At 62.7% G+C, this 17,347-nt stretch carries 15 protein-coding genes and 2 tRNA genes; 7 read left to right on the top strand and 10 right to left on the bottom strand.

The window, feature by feature from the left end:
- Window positions 1-27: 27 nt before the first annotated feature.
- The 3 genes from DXV50_RS08590 to DXV50_RS08580 form a co-directional block, all read right to left on the bottom strand.
- The gene (locus DXV50_RS08590; RefSeq protein WP_117205794.1) at window positions 28-1,488 is read right to left on the bottom strand and encodes a helix-turn-helix transcriptional regulator; all 1,461 of its coding nucleotides are present in this window, start codon (window positions 1,486-1,488) and stop codon (window positions 28-30) included.
- Between the two features lie 251 nt (window positions 1,489-1,739).
- A tRNA-Ala gene (locus DXV50_RS08585) sits at window positions 1,740-1,815 on the bottom strand.
- A gap of 79 nt (window positions 1,816-1,894) precedes the next feature.
- Window positions 1,895-1,971, bottom strand: a tRNA-Ile gene (locus DXV50_RS08580).
- A gap of 141 nt (window positions 1,972-2,112) precedes the next feature.
- Between DXV50_RS08580 and DXV50_RS08575 the strand changes: the two genes are divergently transcribed.
- Window positions 2,113-2,652: a bifunctional nuclease family protein gene (locus DXV50_RS08575; RefSeq protein WP_117205793.1), complete on the top strand. Its 540-nt coding sequence runs from the start codon at window positions 2,113-2,115 to the stop codon at window positions 2,650-2,652.
- Between the two features lie 133 nt (window positions 2,653-2,785).
- On the opposite strand, the gene gyrA is transcribed toward DXV50_RS08575, so the two are convergent.
- From gyrA to DXV50_RS08540, 7 genes are all read right to left on the bottom strand, one after another.
- Window positions 2,786-5,563 (bottom strand): DNA gyrase subunit A, encoded by a 2,778-nt coding sequence (gene gyrA / locus DXV50_RS08570; RefSeq protein WP_117205792.1) that lies wholly within the window; start codon window positions 5,561-5,563, stop codon window positions 2,786-2,788.
- A gap of 91 nt (window positions 5,564-5,654) precedes the next feature.
- Complete coding sequence (gyrB, locus tag DXV50_RS08565; protein ID WP_117205791.1) at window positions 5,655-7,682, bottom strand: DNA topoisomerase (ATP-hydrolyzing) subunit B; 2,028 nt, start codon at window positions 7,680-7,682, stop codon at window positions 5,655-5,657.
- A 140-nt stretch (window positions 7,683-7,822) separates the two neighbouring features.
- Window positions 7,823-8,371, bottom strand: coding sequence for a hypothetical protein (locus DXV50_RS08560; RefSeq protein ID WP_117205790.1), 549 nt, complete (start codon window positions 8,369-8,371; stop codon window positions 7,823-7,825).
- Window positions 8,361-9,449: a DNA replication/repair protein RecF gene (gene recF / locus DXV50_RS08555; protein ID WP_117205789.1), complete on the bottom strand. Its 1,089-nt coding sequence runs from the start codon at window positions 9,447-9,449 to the stop codon at window positions 8,361-8,363. Before recF ends, DXV50_RS08560 begins: the two co-directional genes overlap by 11 nt.
- 15 nt (window positions 9,450-9,464) lie before the next feature.
- Complete coding sequence (gene dnaN, locus DXV50_RS08550) at window positions 9,465-10,565, bottom strand: DNA polymerase III subunit beta (protein WP_117205788.1); 1,101 nt, start codon at window positions 10,563-10,565, stop codon at window positions 9,465-9,467.
- A 326-nt stretch (window positions 10,566-10,891) separates the two neighbouring features.
- Window positions 10,892-12,598 carry a chromosomal replication initiator protein DnaA gene (locus tag DXV50_RS08545; RefSeq protein ID WP_232817496.1) on the bottom strand — a complete coding sequence of 569 codons (1,707 nt, stop codon included), beginning with the start codon at window positions 12,596-12,598 and terminating at the stop codon, window positions 10,892-10,894.
- Between the two features lie 82 nt (window positions 12,599-12,680).
- A complete protein-coding gene (locus DXV50_RS08540) occupies window positions 12,681-13,679 on the bottom strand; it encodes an ATP-binding protein (protein ID WP_232817495.1) in 999 nt (332 codons plus the stop codon).
- A 588-nt stretch (window positions 13,680-14,267) separates the two neighbouring features.
- Between DXV50_RS08540 and rpmH the strand changes: the two genes are divergently transcribed.
- The 6 genes from rpmH to rsmG all read left to right on the top strand — a co-directional run bounded on the left by rpmH (window position 14,268) and on the right by rsmG (window position 17,251).
- Window positions 14,268-14,402 (top strand): 50S ribosomal protein L34, encoded by a 135-nt coding sequence (gene rpmH / locus DXV50_RS08535; RefSeq protein WP_117205786.1) that lies wholly within the window; start codon window positions 14,268-14,270, stop codon window positions 14,400-14,402.
- A gap of 10 nt (window positions 14,403-14,412) precedes the next feature.
- Window positions 14,413-14,733 (top strand): ribonuclease P protein component, encoded by a 321-nt coding sequence (rnpA, locus tag DXV50_RS08530; RefSeq protein ID WP_117205785.1) that lies wholly within the window; start codon window positions 14,413-14,415, stop codon window positions 14,731-14,733.
- Between the two features lie 46 nt (window positions 14,734-14,779).
- Window positions 14,780-14,971 (top strand): membrane protein insertion efficiency factor YidD, encoded by a 192-nt coding sequence (gene yidD, locus DXV50_RS10000; protein WP_408634268.1) that lies wholly within the window; start codon window positions 14,780-14,782, stop codon window positions 14,969-14,971.
- Window positions 14,972-14,994: 23 nt separating this feature from the next.
- On the top strand, window positions 14,995-15,750 hold the full coding sequence (locus DXV50_RS08520; protein WP_117205783.1) for a YidC/Oxa1 family membrane protein insertase: 756 nt from the start codon (window positions 14,995-14,997) through the stop codon (window positions 15,748-15,750).
- Window positions 15,751-15,824: 74 nt separating this feature from the next.
- A complete protein-coding gene (locus DXV50_RS08515; protein ID WP_117205782.1) occupies window positions 15,825-16,409 on the top strand; it encodes a Jag family protein in 585 nt (194 codons plus the stop codon).
- Between the two features lie 104 nt (window positions 16,410-16,513).
- The gene (rsmG, locus tag DXV50_RS08510; RefSeq protein WP_232817494.1) at window positions 16,514-17,251 is read left to right on the top strand and encodes a 16S rRNA (guanine(527)-N(7))-methyltransferase RsmG; all 738 of its coding nucleotides are present in this window, start codon (window positions 16,514-16,516) and stop codon (window positions 17,249-17,251) included.
- The last annotated feature ends 96 nt before the right edge of the window (window positions 17,252-17,347 follow it).

The raw sequence follows: 17,347 nt of genomic DNA, 5'->3' as shown, positions 1-17,347 counted from the left end.
TGCCAACTTGAGATACCCCCAGGTAGATTAGTTGGCACCCTCGTCAAACCAGGCATCAAAATCGCGATAGAGGCCAATGCGTGTGGTCACTCCCGCCTTCTCGTAGATGGAAGCGATGTGTCGCTGGGCGACGCGCCGAGAGATAAAAAGCTCATCGGCTATCTCCTGAACGCCAAGGTCTGTGGAGAGGAGGAAGCCGCACACTTGCGCCTCTCGGGCGGTAAGGCCGAGCTTCTCAATATAGGTATCGAGGGCCTCCACGCGTGACGGGCCGGAAGGCTGCGGAAGGTCACCGCCAAACGCCGCGCCACCCTCCCCCCCCAGGCCCTTCACGACGCCCCAGGCAATGTCGCGAAGAAGGACCAGAAGGCAGATGATCGAGAGCAGACACGACACGCCCACCGTCGCCACCACGCCGCACGACTCGAAGAAAGGCCGCGCGAACAACGCACCAACGGCACCCATGAGGCAGCTGACGACTCTACCCACGCTCGCGATGACCTCCGGGCGCGACGTATCCGGCGCGATTCTCATGAAGGTCGCACTGAGATACATGACGTAGAAGGCACCGTAGACCCCCGCCATGACGGTGGCCACACCCGCCCACTCGTCCTCCGCGGCAGCGGGCGTTGCCACAGCGATGAGAAACATCGCGCACACCGTGATGAGGGATCTGAGATTACCCTTCTTTAGGTCAAAGAGCGCGCCCACAAGCGGGAGGGACAGCGCATTGATGATCTTAGACAGACCCGCAGTGACGATCTTGCCACTCGCATACTTCCAGACGAGAACGCTATCGAGAAGACCATAGTCGAGGGTCATGGCAACCGCGGCAATCACGAGGATGGTGATAGGGCGCCTCCCCACGGTGGGAGCCTGCTTCGCGGCGGAGTCCTGATCGCGCCGCCACCTCTTGGCGGGGCGCGTTGCCAACCACATGATGGTGAACAAACTCAGGACCACACAGATGACAAACGCAACGGGTGTCAGTCCCATCGCCTCGACAACATATTGAAGCAGAGAAGACGCACCCATCCCAATTCCGAGGGCCCTGCCGGAGAATTCGCTGCCATAAGACACCAGGCTAAATCCGTAGTGAATGCCTCCGCCGGTGTAGCCGAGCGCAAGAACCGTCACGCAACTCGCAGCGAGAAGAATCTCGATGCGTTGGGTGGTCATCATCACGATAGAGCCGCCGAAGCAGAACGCAAGGACGACTGCCGCCAAGCTCTTCCTCTCTTTTGGGCTAGGCAGATAGGAGCGGGCAACCCAGAACAGGACATAGCCAAGGCCCGTGAAAGCCAGCAGAAGCGCATATGCAGAGCCAAGGACGCCAACCTTCGCCAAACGAGGCACACGGGCAAGCGTCACGGCCATACAGAGCTTCCAGGTGAAGAAGTAGAGTGCGAACGCCGCCGTCTCAATCAAGAGGGGCCAGGATGCGGCATGGGGACAGTCGGCACGATGGGACTTGCTAGCCTCGCTCATCCTGGACCTCCTCTCCCCTTTTCGTCCCCCGTATTTTTTGGGGTGGGGGGACAACAAAAAAGCGACAGTTGTCCCAACACTGATTGGGTATCGCAAAACGAGGGCGGAGCCAAACCGACAGTGTCACTACGACATACCCGCGTCTCACGGACATTTGTCGTTATACCTCACGGCGGTGGGCAGAAGAGACGTGAAGGGGGGGGGAGGTTGAAAAAAAGCCGCCAAGGATAACCCCGGCGGCTGTGCTGTCTTGGTGGAGACAATGGGGTTCGAACCCACGACCTCAGGCTTGCAAAGCCCGCGCTCTCCCAGCTGAGCTATGTCCCCAAGTTCTTTCTCTGACTTACATAATAATCGCCCCAGCGGCGACTCGGCTAACACTGGGGCGACTATTGTCAGAAAAAGTTGGTGGGCCTGACAAGGTTCGAACTTGTGACCTCCCGGTTATCAGCCGGACGCTCTGACCAACTGAGCTACAGGCCCAACGCGAGAAGTAATATTACGCGCCGCCCCTACCTTCGTCAACAACTTTTTGAGAAAACTTTTCGGCGGGCCAAATTCCCTTAACCCCGTCCCCGTTTGCGGGTAGGATTACCACCGCAACAGACGCTTCAGGAGGTTTTCTTGTCACTCAGAAGGATGGACATAAAGTCGGTCGTCATCGGAGGAGGCCCCGTCGCCTCCCTGGTGGTCCTCTGCCCGCAGGAGCGCAAGACCGGCGAGGGCGCCATCAAGCTGCCCATTCGCATCGGAACGGTCGAGGCCTCGGCCATCAGCATGGGCGTCGAGCGCCCCGAGGGCGGCAGGCCCATGACGCACGACCTTCTGGTCAACGCCGTGGTGGCGCTCGGCGGAAAGGTCGCCAGCGTCCGCGTGACGTCGGTCAGCGGCACCACGTTCTACGCCCAGGTGGAGCTTGTCGCCGCAGACGGCAGCCACGAGTACCTGGACGCCCGCCCCTCCGACGCCATCGCCCTGGCCGTGCGCACGGGCGCCCCGGTCTATGCCGAGGAGTCCGTCCTCACCACCGCCGCGCTCCCGGACTTTGCCGCGGTGGAGAAGGACGAGCGGGAGGCCGAGCTGGCCGAGTTCCACCAGTTCGTCGAGAGCCTCTCCCCCGAGGACTTCAACGTCCCCACCGACGGCAACGCAGACGGCCAGTGAGTAATAGAGGCTGTTCCTTTTTTCATGAGTTGACAAAGGGACTGTCCCTTTGTCAACCCTAACGTCAGTCACGCAAAGAGGAGGCCCTCCCGGCTGGGAGGGCCTCCTTGCTTGAGGCGCCGCGTCTCTTGCGCTACTCGTCGTCGCCGTCGAGAAGGTCCTCGGACAGCTCCTCGCCGTCGCCAAGGTCGACGGGCTCTTCCTCGTCAGCATCGGCGGCGCCGGCGGAGGCCAGGTCAAGAGCGCCCTGACCGCCATCGGCCTTGGCGGCCTTCTTCGTGCGGACCGCCATGCGGGCGATGGTGGACACGCTGTCCTTGTCCGCCATGTTCATGATCTTCACGCCCTGCGTGGAGCGACCAAGGCGGCTGATGTCCTTGACCTTCACGCGGATGATGACGCCCTCGTTGGACATGATCATCAGCTCGTGCTGCGGGCCCACGATGCGGCACGCAACCAGGTTGCCCTTCTTCACCGTCATCGTGATGGTGTAGACGCCCTGGCCGCCGCGCTTGTGCTCCGGGTACTCGGAGACCGGCGTGCGCTTGCCGTAGCCCTTCTCGGTGATGACGAAGAGGTCACCGTTGCCGTTGGTGATCTCCATGCCCAGCATCTTGGCGTCGCCCTTGAGGGTGATGCCGCGGACGCCGGAGGTGTCGCGGCCCATCGGGCGCACGTCGCTCTCGGGGAACATGATGGCCTTGCCGTCAGTGGAGACGAGCATGACCTTCTCGCCCTCCTTGACGCGGCGGACGTTGACCAGCTCGTCGTCGGCGCGCAGCTTGATGGCGATGATGCCGTCGCGGCGGGTGCGGTCGTAGGCGCTCATGGAGGTCTTCTTCACGGTGCCGGACGTGGTCGCAAACATCAGGTACTCGTCCTCGGGGAAGGAGCGGCACGTGATGACGGCGGCGATCTTCTCGCCATCGGCAAACGGCACGAGGTTCACGATGGCGCTGCCGCGGGCGGTGCGGGCCCCGATGGGCAGCTCGTGGACCTTCAGGCGGTAGACCTTGCCCTTGTTGGAGAAGAACAGCACGTAGTCGTGGGTGGAGGCAACAAAGAGCTCCTCCACGAAGTCCTCGTCCTTGAGGTTGACGCCCTGGACGCCCTTGCCGCCGCGTTTCTGGCTGCGATAGGTGGCAACCGGCGTGCGCTTGACGTAGCCGGCGTGGGTGACCGTGACCACCATGTCCTCGTCGGCGATGAGGTCCTCCACGTTGAGCTCCTTGGTGCCCTCGGTGGAGATCTCGGTGCGGCGCTTGTCGGAGAACTTGCGGCTGATCTCGCGCATCTCGTCCTTGATGACCGCCAGGATCTTCTCGGGGTTGGCGAGAAGGTCCTCGTAGTAGGCGATGGCGCGGCGCAGGCCCGCCAGCTCCTCCTCGATCTGGTCGCGGGAGAGGCCGGTCAGGCGGCGCAGGCGCATCTCGAGGATGGCCGTGGTCTGCTCCACGGAGAAGCCGAAGCGCTCAATGAGGCGCTGGGAGGCCTCGGCGTCGGTGCGGCTGGAGCGGATGATGTGGATGACCTCGTCGATGTTGTCGAGGGCCATGAGGTAGCCCTCGAGGATGTGCGCGCGGGCCTGGGCCTTCTTGAGGTCAAAGCGGGTGCGACGGGTGACGACCTCGACCTGGTGCTCGATGTAGTTCTGCAGGATCTCGCGCAGGGAGAGGCACTTGGGCACGCCGTGGACAAGCGCCAGGTTGTTGACGCCAAAGGTGGTCTGGAGCTGCGTGAACTTGTACAGGTTGTTGAGCACGACCTGCGGGATGATGTCCTTCTTGAGCTCGATGACCAGGCGGATGCCCTTCTGGTTTGACTCGTCGCGCATGTCGGAGACGCCCTCGATGCGCTTCTCGTTGACCAGCTGGGCAATCTTCTCCTGCAGGGCGCCCTTGTTGACCTGATACGGAATCTCGGTGAACACCAGGCGGCTGCGGCCGGTCTTGGTGGTCTCCACGTGGGCCTTGGCACGCACGGTGATGGAGCCGCGGCCGGTCTCGTAGGCCTCGCGGATGCCGTCGGTGCCCATGATGACGGCGCCGGTCGGGAAGTCCGGACCGGGCATGACGGTCATGAGCTCGTCGACGGTGGCGTCGGGATTGTCGATGAGCATGCAGGTGGCCTCGACGGCCTCGCCCAGGTTGTGCGGCGGAATGTTGGTGGCCATGCCGACGGCGATGCCCGACGAGCCGTTGACCAGCAGGTTGGGGAAGCGCGCGGGCAGGACCTGCGGCTCCTGGAGGGACTCGTCGTAGTTGGGCTGCCAGTCCACGGTGTCCTTCTGCAGGTCGCGCAGCAGCTCCATGGCGGGCTTGGCCAGGCGGGACTCGGTGTAACGCATTGCGGCGGCGCCGTCGCCGTCGATGTTGCCGAAGTTGCCGTGGCCGTCGACCAGGGGCGTCCTCACGGAGAACCACTGGGCCAGGCGGACCATGGCCTCGTAGACAGCGTAGTCACCGTGCGGGTGGTACTTGCCGATGACCTCGCCGACCGTCCACGCACTCTTCTTGTGCGGGCGGTTGGGGAAGATGCCGGACTCGTTCATGGCGTACAGGATGCGCCTGTGGACGGGCTTCAGACCGTCGCGCACGTCCGGGAGGGCGCGCGCCGTGATGACGGACATGGAGTACTCGATGAACGACTGGCGCATCTCGTGGCCGAACTCGGAGATCTGCAGGGTGCCGCCGTGCTCGTCGGTCTCGCCGGTGGCCTCGCCGCGTCCGCCGTCGCCGAACTCCTCCTCGAGCTCGCCGTCGTCGTCATCGTCGTCCGCGTCCTCGCCCTCGGCGTCGGGGTCGTAGACGTCCTCGCCGGAGTCGTCGGCCTGGGCGCGGTCCAGAAGGCGCCTCAGGTCCTCGGGAAGCTGCTCGTCGGAGCTGCCGTTGTTGATGTTGTCGTCTGCCACGTAAGGCCTTTCTCTAGGTGGCGTTTCTGCTGGCGAGAAGGACGTGTCCCTCTCGCCTGAACGATGCGATGGCGCGGGGCCCGGGCATCACCTACGCGTCAAGGAAGCGCGCGTCGTGGGCGTGGCGCTCGATGTACTCGCGGCGGTACTCCACCTGGTTGCCCATGAGCTCGCGCACGGCTCGCTCGGCGGCAGAGGCGTCCTCGATGGTCACGCGTTGCAGGATGCGGGTGCGCGGGTCCATGGTGGTGGAGGCCAGCTGCTTGGGGTCCATCTCGCCAAGGCCCTTGTAGCGTTGGACGGTGTACGGGCGCTTCTTCTTCTTGACCTTGCCGTTGGTGGAGTCCTCCACCTCCTCGTCGTTGTCGTAGTCAAAGCCCAGCTCGCGGATCTTGCGGCGCAGGATGTCCTCCTCCGGCTCCTTGCCGTTGGGGTAGACGTAGTAGATCTTCTTGCGCACCTTGATGCCAAAGATGGGCGGGCAGGCGGCGTAGACGTAGCCGGCGTCGATGAGCGGGCGCATGTACTTGTAGAAGAACGTCAGCAGCAGGATGCGGATGTGCGCGCCGTCGACGTCTGCATCGGTCATGATGATGATCTTGTGGTAGCGCGCCTTGGAGATGTCGAAGTCCCCGCCGTCGCCGGACGCGTTGGTCACGCCGGTGCCGATGGCGGTGATGAGCGCCTGGATGGTGTCGCTCGAGAAGGCGCGGTGGTCACCCACGCGCTCCACGTTCAAGATCTTGCCGCGCAAGGGGAGAATTGCCTGGATGTCTCGGCGACGGCCGTCCTTGGCCGAGCCGCCTGCCGAGTCGCCCTCCACGATGAAGAGCTCGGTGAGCTCTGCGTCTCGGACGGAGCAGTCCGCCAGCTTGCCGGGAAGGTGCGCGGTCTCCAGGAGGGACTTGCGGCGCGTGGCCTCGCGGGCCTTGCGGGCGGCGGTGCGGGCCTTGGAGGCCTGCATGGCCTTGTTGACGATGGTGCGGCCCTGCTTGGGGTGCTCCTCGAGGTACTCGGCAAGGCCGTCGGAGACCACCTTCATGACCAGCGGGCGCATGAAGGAGCTGCCCAGCTTGGCCTTTGTCTGGCCCTCGAACTGCGGGTCTCCCAGCTTGACGGAGACAATGGCCGTCAGGCCCTCGCGGATGTCGTCGCCGGTGAGGTTGGCGTCCTTCTCCTTGAGGATGTTCTGCTTGCGGGCGTAGTCGTTGACCACGCGGGTGAGCGCCGTGCGGAAGCCCTCGAGGTGCATGCCGCCCTCGGGGGTGTAGATGTTGTTGGCAAAGCTCATGACGTTCTCGGAGTAGGAGGTGTTCCACTGGATGGCCACCTCGACCTCACCGCGCTTGGCGGGGTTGTCCGCCTCGTTCTTGCCCTCCAGGTAGATGGGGCGCTTGAGGCCGTCGGCAACCTCCTTGCCCTCGTTCAGGAACTTCACGAAGTCGATGATGCCGCCGGAGTAGCAGAACTCCTCCACGCGCGGGGTGAGCTCACGCTCGTCGGTGAGCACGATCTTGAGGTCGCGGTTGAGGAAGGCCATCTCCTGCAGGCGGTCGTGCAGCGTGTCAAAGCTGTAGACCGTGGTCTCGAAGATCTCGTCGTCGGGCCAGAAGGTGATGGTGGTGCCCGTGGCCTGGGACTTGCCCACCACGGTCATCTTCTTGACGGTCTTGCCGCGGGCAAACTCCATCTCGTAGATGTTGCCGTCGCGCTTGACCTGCACCACGAGGCGCTTGGAGAGGGCGTTGACGACGGAGCTGCCCACGCCGTGCAGGCCGCCGGAGACCTTGTAGGCGGCGTTGTCGAACTTGCCGCCCGCATGCAGGATGGTCAGGACGACCTCAAGGGTCGGAATCTTCTTGATGGGGTGCTTGTCCACGGGGATGCCGCGGCCGTTGTCTACGACGGTGATGGAGTTGTCGGCGTGGATGGTCACCTGGATCTTGTTGCAGAAGCCGGCAAGGGCCTCGTCAACGGCGTTGTCCACGATCTCGTACACCAGGTGGTGCAGTCCGCTGGCGCTCGTCGAGCCGATGTACATGCCCGGGCGCTTGCGAACGGCCTCAAGACCCTCGAGGATCTTGATCTCGCTGCCGTCGTAGCTGTTCTTCTTTGCCACGCGTCGTCCTCTCTCGGGGCTCTTCTCCCCGCATCGGCTGTTCACGCAACCTTTGTTGAATTACGGGCTGATGCCAAAAACAGGCATAGCCAGACCATGATAGCCCATCAAAAGGCCGTGAGAGGCCTTCTGAGGCCCCTTCACAAGTTCTTGCGTCCCTCATACCTCTGGCGGCGCATGCACGCGGCCATGGCCTTAGAGACGCTCTCGCGCAGCGCTGGGGAAAGCCCCGCCGTCTGTGCCTCAATCTGCGCCCGCTCCGCCTCGCTCAGCTCCGGCAGCGGCTCGGAATGAGAAAAAGGGACAGTCCCTTCGTATCCTTTTTCGGGTGGCGCCGGTTGGGCCTTGGGCCGCGGCCGCTTGTTCTGCAGAAAGCGGACCTCAGAGTAGTCAAAGCCGGCGGTCTGGAGGCGCGCCAGGTAGATCTCGCGGTTGGCGTTGAAGTCCACCATGCGCATGCGGCTGTCCACGTAGACGCACAGGGCGGGCGCCATGCCGGGCGCCTTGGGCTTGCCCACAAAGACGCCGGTGGTGTGCTTGCGCTCTATGTCGCCGATGACGGAGTGCCAGGCCAGGCCCGCAGCGTGGCCGGCGCCCATCTTGGCGCGCACCTCCGGGCTCTCAAAGAAGTCCGAGAGCACGCCTCCCAGGCTCTCGTCGTGGCCGCGCCAGTCCATCTCAGTCGCCATAGCCAACCACCTCCGCCCCGTCCAGCAGCTCAGGCGAGAAGTACCCCAGGTTGGTGGTGGTGATGACCGTCTGCACGCCGCGCCGGGCAAAGCGCGTGACGGCCTCGCGGCGGCGCTCGTCAAGCTCGCTCATGACGTCGTCCAGGAGCAGCAGCGGCTGGTTGCCCACCACCTCGGCCGAGAGCAGCACCTCGGCCATCTTGAGCGCCAACACCACGGAGCGCTGCTGGCCCTGGCTGCCGTATGCGCGGGCGTCGCGGCCCTCGATGAGAAACGCCACGTCGTCGCGGTGCGGGCCCACCGTGGTCTGCTGGCGGCGCAGGTCGTCGGGGCGCGCCGCGGCAAGGCGGGCACAGAAGAGCTCTCGCAGCTCGTCCTTGGAGAGGCCCAGGGCCTCTTCGCCCAGGCTGCAGAGGTAGCGGCACTCCAGGCCCTCCCCCGCGGCAAGCTCGCCGTAGACCTCGCAGACCTTGGCCCGCAGCCGCTCGAAGAGCCGTAGGCGGCCGTGGAGCAGCGTGGCGCCGCCCAGGGCCACCGAGGCGTCCCATGCGTCCAGCAGGTCAAGGTCGGGCCTCTCCTCCTTGAGCAGGCGGTTCCTCTGCTCGATGGAACGCGTGTAGGTTGCCAGCACGCTCGCAAAGCCGCGGTTTGCCTGACGGCCAAAGTCGTCGAGCTCGTCTCGCCGGAAGGAGGCGCTGCGCTTGACCAGCTGCAGGTCGTCGGGGGTAAAGAGCACACTCATCAGGGTGCCGGAGACCTCGGAGGCCTGGATGCGCTTTCCGTTGCGGAAGAACTGCCTGCGGCCCGAGACCACGTCGCAGCGCAGGTCGACCACGCGGCCGTCCCCCTCCAGGCGCGCCGAGGCGCGGGCGGTCTGGGCACCCTCGCGCACCAGCTGGGCTGGCGTGGGGTGCCTGAAGGAGTAGCCGGCCGTCAGCAGCTGCAGGGCCTCGACGGTGTTGGTCTTGCCCGCCGCGTTGGGGCCGCACAGGATGGTGGTCGCCGGCGCGAGGCCGACGACCTTCTCCCCAAAGCTCCTGAAGTCCTGGAGCTCAAGCGTCTTGACCAGAAGTCCCACGAGCCCGCCGCTCCGCTAGAGGCGCACCGGCATGAGCAGGTACAGGTAGTTGACCTCGCCGTTTGACTTGAAGATGCCCGGCTGCGTGGAGCCCTGAAGCTCCAGGCGCAGGCTCTTGGAGCCAGAGACCGCGTTCACGCAGTCAAAGACGTAGTGGTAGTTGAGGGCGATGGAGAGGCTCTGGCCCTCCACGTCGGTGTTCATGATCTCGGAGGACTCGCCCTGCTCCGGGGAGCTGGCGGAGAGCTTCATCAGCCTGCCGTCGGCGTCGATGTCAAAGCGCACGGAGGCGTTGGTGAGCGCGATGACGGACACGCGCTTGAGCGCGGCGGCAAACTCGGCCACGTCGATGTCCACCGCCGTGGCGCAGGAGGCCGGCAGCAGCTGCTTGTAGTCCGGGAAGTTGCCCTCGATGCGGCGGGAGACAAACGTCGTGGTGCCAAAGGTGAAGACCACCTGGCTCTCGGTGATGCCGATCTGGATGCTGTCCTCCAGGGTGGGCATGCTGAGCACGTCGTGGAACACGTTGCCGCTCACGATGGCACGGAAGGCCTCGTCGGCCGGGGACTCCACGGAGGCGTCGCAGACGGCCAGGCGGAAGGAGTCGGTGGCCACCAGGCGGATGGTGTTGTCCTCGACGGTCAGCAGGATGCCCTGCAGGATGGGCCGCGAGCTCTCCTTGGACGTGACCTTGTAGACCTTGTCCACCATGGTGGAGAGAAGGTCACACGGAAGCTCGATCTGGCGCTCCGGGTTGACCTCCGGGAAGCCGGACCAGTCGCCGGCGGAGAGGGTGTTCAGACGGAAGGTGGACTTGTCGCAGGAGATCTCGATGGTCCTCTCGCCGCCCTCGAAGGTCACCGCGGCGTCGGAGAGGTTCTTCACTATGTTGGAGAGCACCTTGCCGGAGACCACGGTCTCGCCCGGCTCCTCGACGTTTGCCGGAATGAGGTGGCGGATGCTGATGGTGAGGTTGTTGGTCTGGAACTCAAGGGTGCCGTCGGCCGCCTTGATGTAGATGCCCGAGAGGATGGGGAGCGTGGAGTTGGCACCCATTCCCTTGGAGACCACGGAGAGAGCCTTCATGAGGGAACTCTGGCTTACGGTGAATTTCATGGCTTCCCTTTCTATATGTACTTAATGAATAACAAAGAACAACAGTAGTAATAGGGGTTGTAGAAAAGTCTAAAACCTGCGTCTTCCCAGCTCAGAGCCTTAACCTGCTTGTCGAGAAACTCGTCTGAGAGCCAACGCTCCTCAACATTTCCCAACCCCTCCCAAAATTGTCTACACCAACTGGACGGTTTTCTACACGTTCTCACACGCTCTTCAACCGCTTCTGAACATCGCGGTCGTGCCATTGGGGACGGGGGTGAATGGCACACGTACCCCCAGCGTGCCATTCACCCCCGTCCCCAACGGCACGCGCTCGTCTGCGGTTGCTAGGCCTCGCTGGTGATGCCCTCCTTCATGCGCTGCAGCTGGTCGAAGAAGACCTTGTCGTCCTTGGCAAGCTCCTCAACGGTGTGGATGCTGTGCTTGATGGTGGCGTGGCTGCGCCCGCCGAACTTCTTGCCGATGTCGGCCAGCGTGCGGTTGCAGAGCTCGCGGCAGAGCCAGATGGCCACGTGGCGGGTCATCATGATCTCCTTCACGCGCTTGGGCCCGACGAGGTCCTCGTGCGAGACGTCGTAGACCTTCTCCACGTACTTCTGCACGTTCTCTATGGTCACGCCGCGGGCGTTCTCGGGCCAGCTCTCCTTGGCTATGGTGCGCACGTCGTCCTCGGTGAGCTCCCTGCCCTGCTTGCGGCACATGGCGGCCGTGATGAGGCACTTCTGGCAGAAGCCCTCGATGGTGCGGATGTTTGTCCCGGCGCGCTCGGCCATGAGGCCCTGCAGGTGCTCGGGGATCTCTGGCAGGGGCTCGCCCACGTGCTCGCGGGCGCTGTCCTCCCGCATGCGGTCGCAGAAGGTGCCGATGAGGCGCAGCTTGAGCTCGTAGCTGGGCACCTGGACGCTGACGGTGAAACCGCCGCCAATGCGGCTGGTCACGCGCTCGTCAAAGCCGTCCTTGCCCATGCCCAGCTCGGCGGGGGTGCGGTCGGCGGCGATGACGACCTGCTTGCCGTTTGACTTCAGCGTGTTGAAGATGTTGAAGAAGAACGTGATGGTGCCCGCCTTGCCGGCCAGCCCCTGCACATCGTCGATGATCAGGACGTCTATGTCCTCGTAGTTGCGCCGCAACGCGTCTGCGGCGCTTCCCGCCTCGCGCATGGCCCCGACGTACTCGTTGATGAACTGCGAGGCGTCGCGGTAGACGCAGATGCGCGACGGGTCGTTGGTCACTATGTAGTTCTGGATGGCGCGCAGCAGGTGGGTCTTGCCCAGGCCGCTCTTGCCGTAGATGAACAGCGGGTTGTAGCTGTCCTTGTTGCCGTTGGCCACCTGCAGGGCCGCGTTGTAGGCAAACTCGTTCTCGTCTCCCATGACAAAGCGGTCGAAGGTGAGCTTTGAGTCCGCGGCCACCTCCTCGTTTGCCAGCGGGTTCTTCTCGCGGCGCTCTCGGGCCAGGCGCTCGTGGGCCTGGGCCTCGCTCTCCTCGTCCCAGGCGTCCGCCTCCGCTGGGGAGGCTGTGGCTGCGGGGGCGCCGCTGACGGCGGCGTCCCAGCGCCTGAGCTCCTCGGGCGTCATGACGGAGCCGGCGGCGCCCATGAGCACGTGGCCGCGCGGCCTCTCTGCCCGCGGCTCCGGCGCGGGCCCGGGCTTCTTTACCGGCGAGAAGGGCGTGGCGGCCGCGGGTTCCGGCACTGACGCGGCCGGGGCCGGGGCCGGAACGGGCACGGGCTGCGCGGGCGCCGCCGCGGCCGGCACGGCGGCAACAGCCGCCCCTTGGCGAAACTGCACGTCAAGCCTTACGGGCTCGAAGGCTGCCTGCTCGAGGCACGCCTCTATTACGGCCGCGTTCTTTGCCACGCTCTTTGCCACCATGCGCATGGGGGTCTCCACGTGGAGGACGCCGTCCTCCAGCTGCACGGGAGTGCACTTCTGCAGCATGGCCAGCAGGGCGGCGGGGGCGCCCTCGCCCGTCAGCAGGTCAAGGGAGTCCTGCCACAGGGCCTCGGCATCTGATTCCAGTGATAGTTCCATTTTGGCTGCGTTTCCTAGGGTGCCTATAACCAGTGCCGTCTAGTATACGCGATTGTTGATAACTTCCTCGCGATGTTGAAAACTAGCCGAGAAGAGACTGCCCGTAGCCGGTTAGGCGGTACTTCTGGGAGTCCTTTATCACCACGCCCTGGCCGGCCAGGTCCTGCAGCGCGCGGGACCACGTGGCGTTTGAGCCGCCGAGGGCGTTTGCCAGGTCCGTGGGGCCGCAGAGCTCGTGGGCGCTCAGGAAGCCCAGGATTGCCTGGCTGCGCTCGTTGAGCTGGGGCGCGGCCGCGGGCATGCCAACCATGGGCGCGTAGGGCTGCTGGGCCGCGGGCTGCCCCATCGGCGCTGCCTGCTGCCAGGGCTGCTGCTGGGTGGGCATGCCGGCCGGAGTCTGCTGCTGCCAGGGCAGGCCGTAGGGCTGGGGCTGCTGCCAGCCCGTCTGCTGCTGCTGCGGCATGCCTGCCGGAGCCTGTTGCCCGTACGGCTGCGGCCAGGGCTGGGTCGGCCACTGCTGGCCGTACGCCTGGCCAAAGGGCTGAGGCTGCTGGGGCCATTGCTGCTGGTAGGGCTGTCCGTACGCCCCCGCCATGGGCGCCTGCGGGGCCGGTGACTCCTCGCGGGGGTGCGTGGAGATGGTGACCACGGTGCCGCCGCCCAGGTTGTCCTCGATGTCCAGGCTGCCGCCCTTGTCCACCATGTACTGCTGCGCGTAGGGCAGGCCGCTCCCCACGCCGCGGATGTAGTGCTTCATCTCCTCGGTGGCGCTGGAGGTGCCGTACTCAAGGGCCAGGTCCTTCTGCTTGATGCCGGGCCCCTGGTCAGAGAAGCGGATGGTGTTTCCGCCGTCCAGGATGGTTATGGTCGGCGCCTTGAAGTAGGCGTGGATGAAGTTCTCGACGATCTCTCTGATGACCATGAAGGGGATGGTGCCGCCCTGCTCGTGCGAGAGACGGTTGACCGTGGCCGTAATCTCCTCAAGGAAGCTGCGGACGTCCTTGGGCTCCACCATGACCACGCGCGGGGCCGCCGCCGCGTCGTCGTAGACGGCAATGCGGGCGGGCGTGCTGACCTCCATGGGCGCCTGGGAGGGTGATGAAATGTTTTCATCAGGGTTTTGGACGCCGTTTTTGACAACGTCCCGAGGTTGGGAAGAATCGCTGGTAGAGGGGTCTTTCTCCACAAATGGATAGAAGTCTCTGGCCATGCTCTCCAACCTTCTTTTCAACAACGTTTTGACACTTGAAGAAAACTTTTCGCGCAAGATTCGATGTGAAGGAAAGTTTTCAACACGTTGTGAAAGCCTGTTGAAAACTCGGGATTCATCACTGAAATCGGCTGGAAAATCATAGCATGCAACCGAAACTTTTCACCGCGTTCCGCCGCATTGCACGCTTCTGTGGAACGTTTCTTTCATCAACGTCGCGACGGTCTGTGGGGACTTTTCTCGCCGAGAAGTGCCTGCCGTGGCAATCTCACTACATATAGTGTTGTCTGAAAGCCCATCCGCTAGGGGTGGCGTCCTACCTCTTTGACCTCGGAAGAGATTGTGAATATGGGCGGGATGTGTGCGAGAAGGAAATTGACATCTGGAGGTTGACACCCTTACAATCTTTGGGCTTATTGCTCTATTACCGACGTCTAAACCCAACCGGGAGGAATAGCTATGAAGCGTACCTACCAGCCCAACAAGCGCAAGCGCGCCACCACCCACGGCTTCCGTGCTCGTATGGCCACCAAGGGCGGCCGTGCCGTGCTCGCTCGTCGTCGTGCCAAGGGCCGTCACCAGCTCACCGTCTAAATAACAAAGCATGAAGACCATCAAATCAAAGCAAGATTTTGAGCTGGTCTTCTCCCGTGGGAAGAGGATTAGCAACTCCCTCCTGCGCATACGTGTAGCTAGACGCGACGAAGGCGACACCGGAAGGGTCGCCTTCGTCGCGCCAAAGCGTCTAGGCAATGCCGTCTACCGTAACCGTTGCAAGCGCGTCCTCCGAGAGGCGGCGCGTGCCTGCGACATGCCGCGTGACGGCTATGACGTGATTCTCTTCTCCACGGCGGGAACCCATGACAGCTCACCCGAGCTTGTGGCTGCCGCCCTGCAGAAGATGCTCGCCAAGGCCGGCATCTGACGTGGGCCAAAACCGCCCGCAGTCGGCGGCTGCCAAAGCCGTACTTGTGGTCGTGGCCTTCTATCAGAGGAGAGTCTCTCCCCTGATGGGGGCCCACTGCATTTATATGCCGACATGTTCCGAGTATGCCCGCCAGGCCATAGAGCGCTACGGCCTGGCAAAGGGCGGCTGGCTTGCGCTGCGCAGGATCTTGAGGTGCCATCCCTTCCATAATGGCGGGTATGATCCCGTTCCCTGACCGGGGACGGCCACGGAGGAAACATGTGGGATTGGTTCATTAACTTCCTGACCATGGTGCTCGAGGGGCTCCATGGCGTCTCTGGCGACTGGGGCCTGGCTGTCATCATCCTGACCCTCATCATTCGCCTCATCCTGACCCCGCTGCAGACCAAGTCGGTCAAGTCCACGGCCAACATGCAGGTCATGCAGCCCAAGATTGCGGAGATTCAGGAGAAGTACGCGGACGACCCCGTTCGCATGCAGGAGGAGCAGATGAAGCTCTACTCCGAGGCAAACTTCAACCCGATCATGGGTTGCCTGCCTCTCTTCCTGCAGATGCCCATCTTCTTCGCCCTCTTCACCGTCGTGAAGAACGTGCCTGTGGACGCCTCCTTCTTTGGTATTCTGCCGTCCATCTCCGATTCCGTCGCTGGCGTGCTTGCCGCCTCCGGCTGGGCCGCTGCTGCCCCCTACATCATCTTTGACCTGCTCTTTGGTGTGCTGACCCTCGTCCCCATGCTGATGAACACCCAGATGCAGGGTGACCAGCGCATGCAGTCCATCACCATGGGCGCCGTCATGTCCATCATGATGCTCTGGTTTGGCTGGTCCTGCCCGGCTGCCGTCCTTCTCTACTACGTGACTTCCTCCCTGTGGCAGGTGGCCCAGCAGCAGCTGGTGACCAACAAGGTCATGGAGAAGGCCCGCAAGGAGGCCGAGGAGGCTGCCAAGAACAAGCCCGTCGAGGTCAATGTGGTGCGCAAGGAGAAGAAGCCTCGCCCCCACAAGAAGAACTAACTAGTTAGCTACTAGTATTTGCTGTTAGACTACGTTTATTAGCATCGTTTTTGATGCTATTACAGGAGGTTGGTATGGAGGAGAGCATCCCTGAGAACCAGGTGGAGACTCTGGTGGAGGGAACCCTCAATACTGCCGAGGACGACGAGTTTGCAGAGATTCGCGAGCACTTTGAGTCCGGCATTGCCCTTACTGACGAGGAGACCGACAAGGTCGCCGACCTCGCCGTTGACTATCTGAAGAAGATTCTGGCCTTCTTTGGCGAGACCGAGTCTTCCATTGACGAGTACGACGGTGACGAGGGCGAACTGATTCTTGACGTCAACGGTGGTGACCTCGCGGTTCTCATTGGTCGTCACGGCCGTACCCTGGATGCCCTTCAGATGGTGCTGACCTCCCTGATGAGCAGCCGCATCAAGTTCTACTACCCCATCGTGGTGGACATCGAGAGCTACAAGACCCGTCGCAAGAAGAAGCTTGAGACCATTGCTCTTTCCGCTGCAGAGCGTGCCTGCAAGCAGGGTCGCGTTGCCCTGGCCCCCATGAACGCCTACGAGCGCCGCATCGTCCACATGACGTTGCTGGGCAACGAGTCCGTCACCACCCACTCCGAGGGTGAGGACCCCAACCGTCGCGTGGTTGTGACTGCCGTCAGGTAAGACCAGCTACATAGGCTATTCTCTAGGGAGGGTGAGTTTCTCACCCTCCCTTTTCTTATATGACAAAACTTCTTGTGTCGTGAGTTTTTGGCAGGAGGCATATTTTGGACATTGAGCTTAGAAGAGACCTTGAGCAGAGGCTCCTTGAATATGTGAATGACTATGGCATCCCTTTGACTGAGAATCAGGCCTGTCTCATGGTTGCCCATTTGGACCTCGTTATCGAGAAGAACAAAGTTGTCAACCTTACGAGGATCACGGAGCCTGCTGAAGGCCTTGTCTTGCATTGCCTGGACTCTCTTATGCCCCTTGCCTTTATCTCGTCTCAGATAGGCTCTCAGGACGTCGTTTTGGACGTAGGCACTGGTGCTGGCTTCCCTGGCATCCCTCTGGCCATTGCTACGGGTGCCCATGCGGTGTTGATTGACTCTGTTGGCAAGAAGGTCAATGCAGTCAATGACTTTGCTACGGTGCTTGGGTTGGACAACGTCGAAGCTCTTCATGTGAGGGCTGAAGAGTTGGCCTTGGAGAGGCCTGAGTCCTTCTCGTATGTGTTTGCACGTGCCGTGGCTCAGTCCAATGTTCTGGTTGAGTATGCGGCTCCGCTGCTCAAGAAGAACGGGTTTCTTGTTCTTGAGAAGGCTAATCCGACTGAGGACGAGTTGTCTGCTGCCAACCGTGCGGCAAAGATCTGTGGCATGAAGTTTGTTTCACGTGAAACATGCGAGCTGCCTAACGGTCTTGGGCATCGTGAGATTCTGCAGTATCAGAAGATTGCCATGTCTAAGATCAAGCTGCCGAGACAGAACGGAATGGCTAAGAATCAGCCGCTGGGTATTTAGTCGTATAAGTCCAATTCGAATTCACTGATATTAAGGGCCCTAACGTTTCACGTGAAACGTTAGGGCCATTCATGTTCCACGTGAAACATATGCCAA

This window comes from Paratractidigestivibacter faecalis (assembly GCF_003416765.1).
In the GTDB taxonomy this organism is placed as follows: domain Bacteria; phylum Actinomycetota; class Coriobacteriia; order Coriobacteriales; family Atopobiaceae; genus Paratractidigestivibacter; species Paratractidigestivibacter faecalis.
Note: the sequence above shows the minus strand (reverse complement) of the source record. Positions and strands in the feature narration are given on the sequence as shown.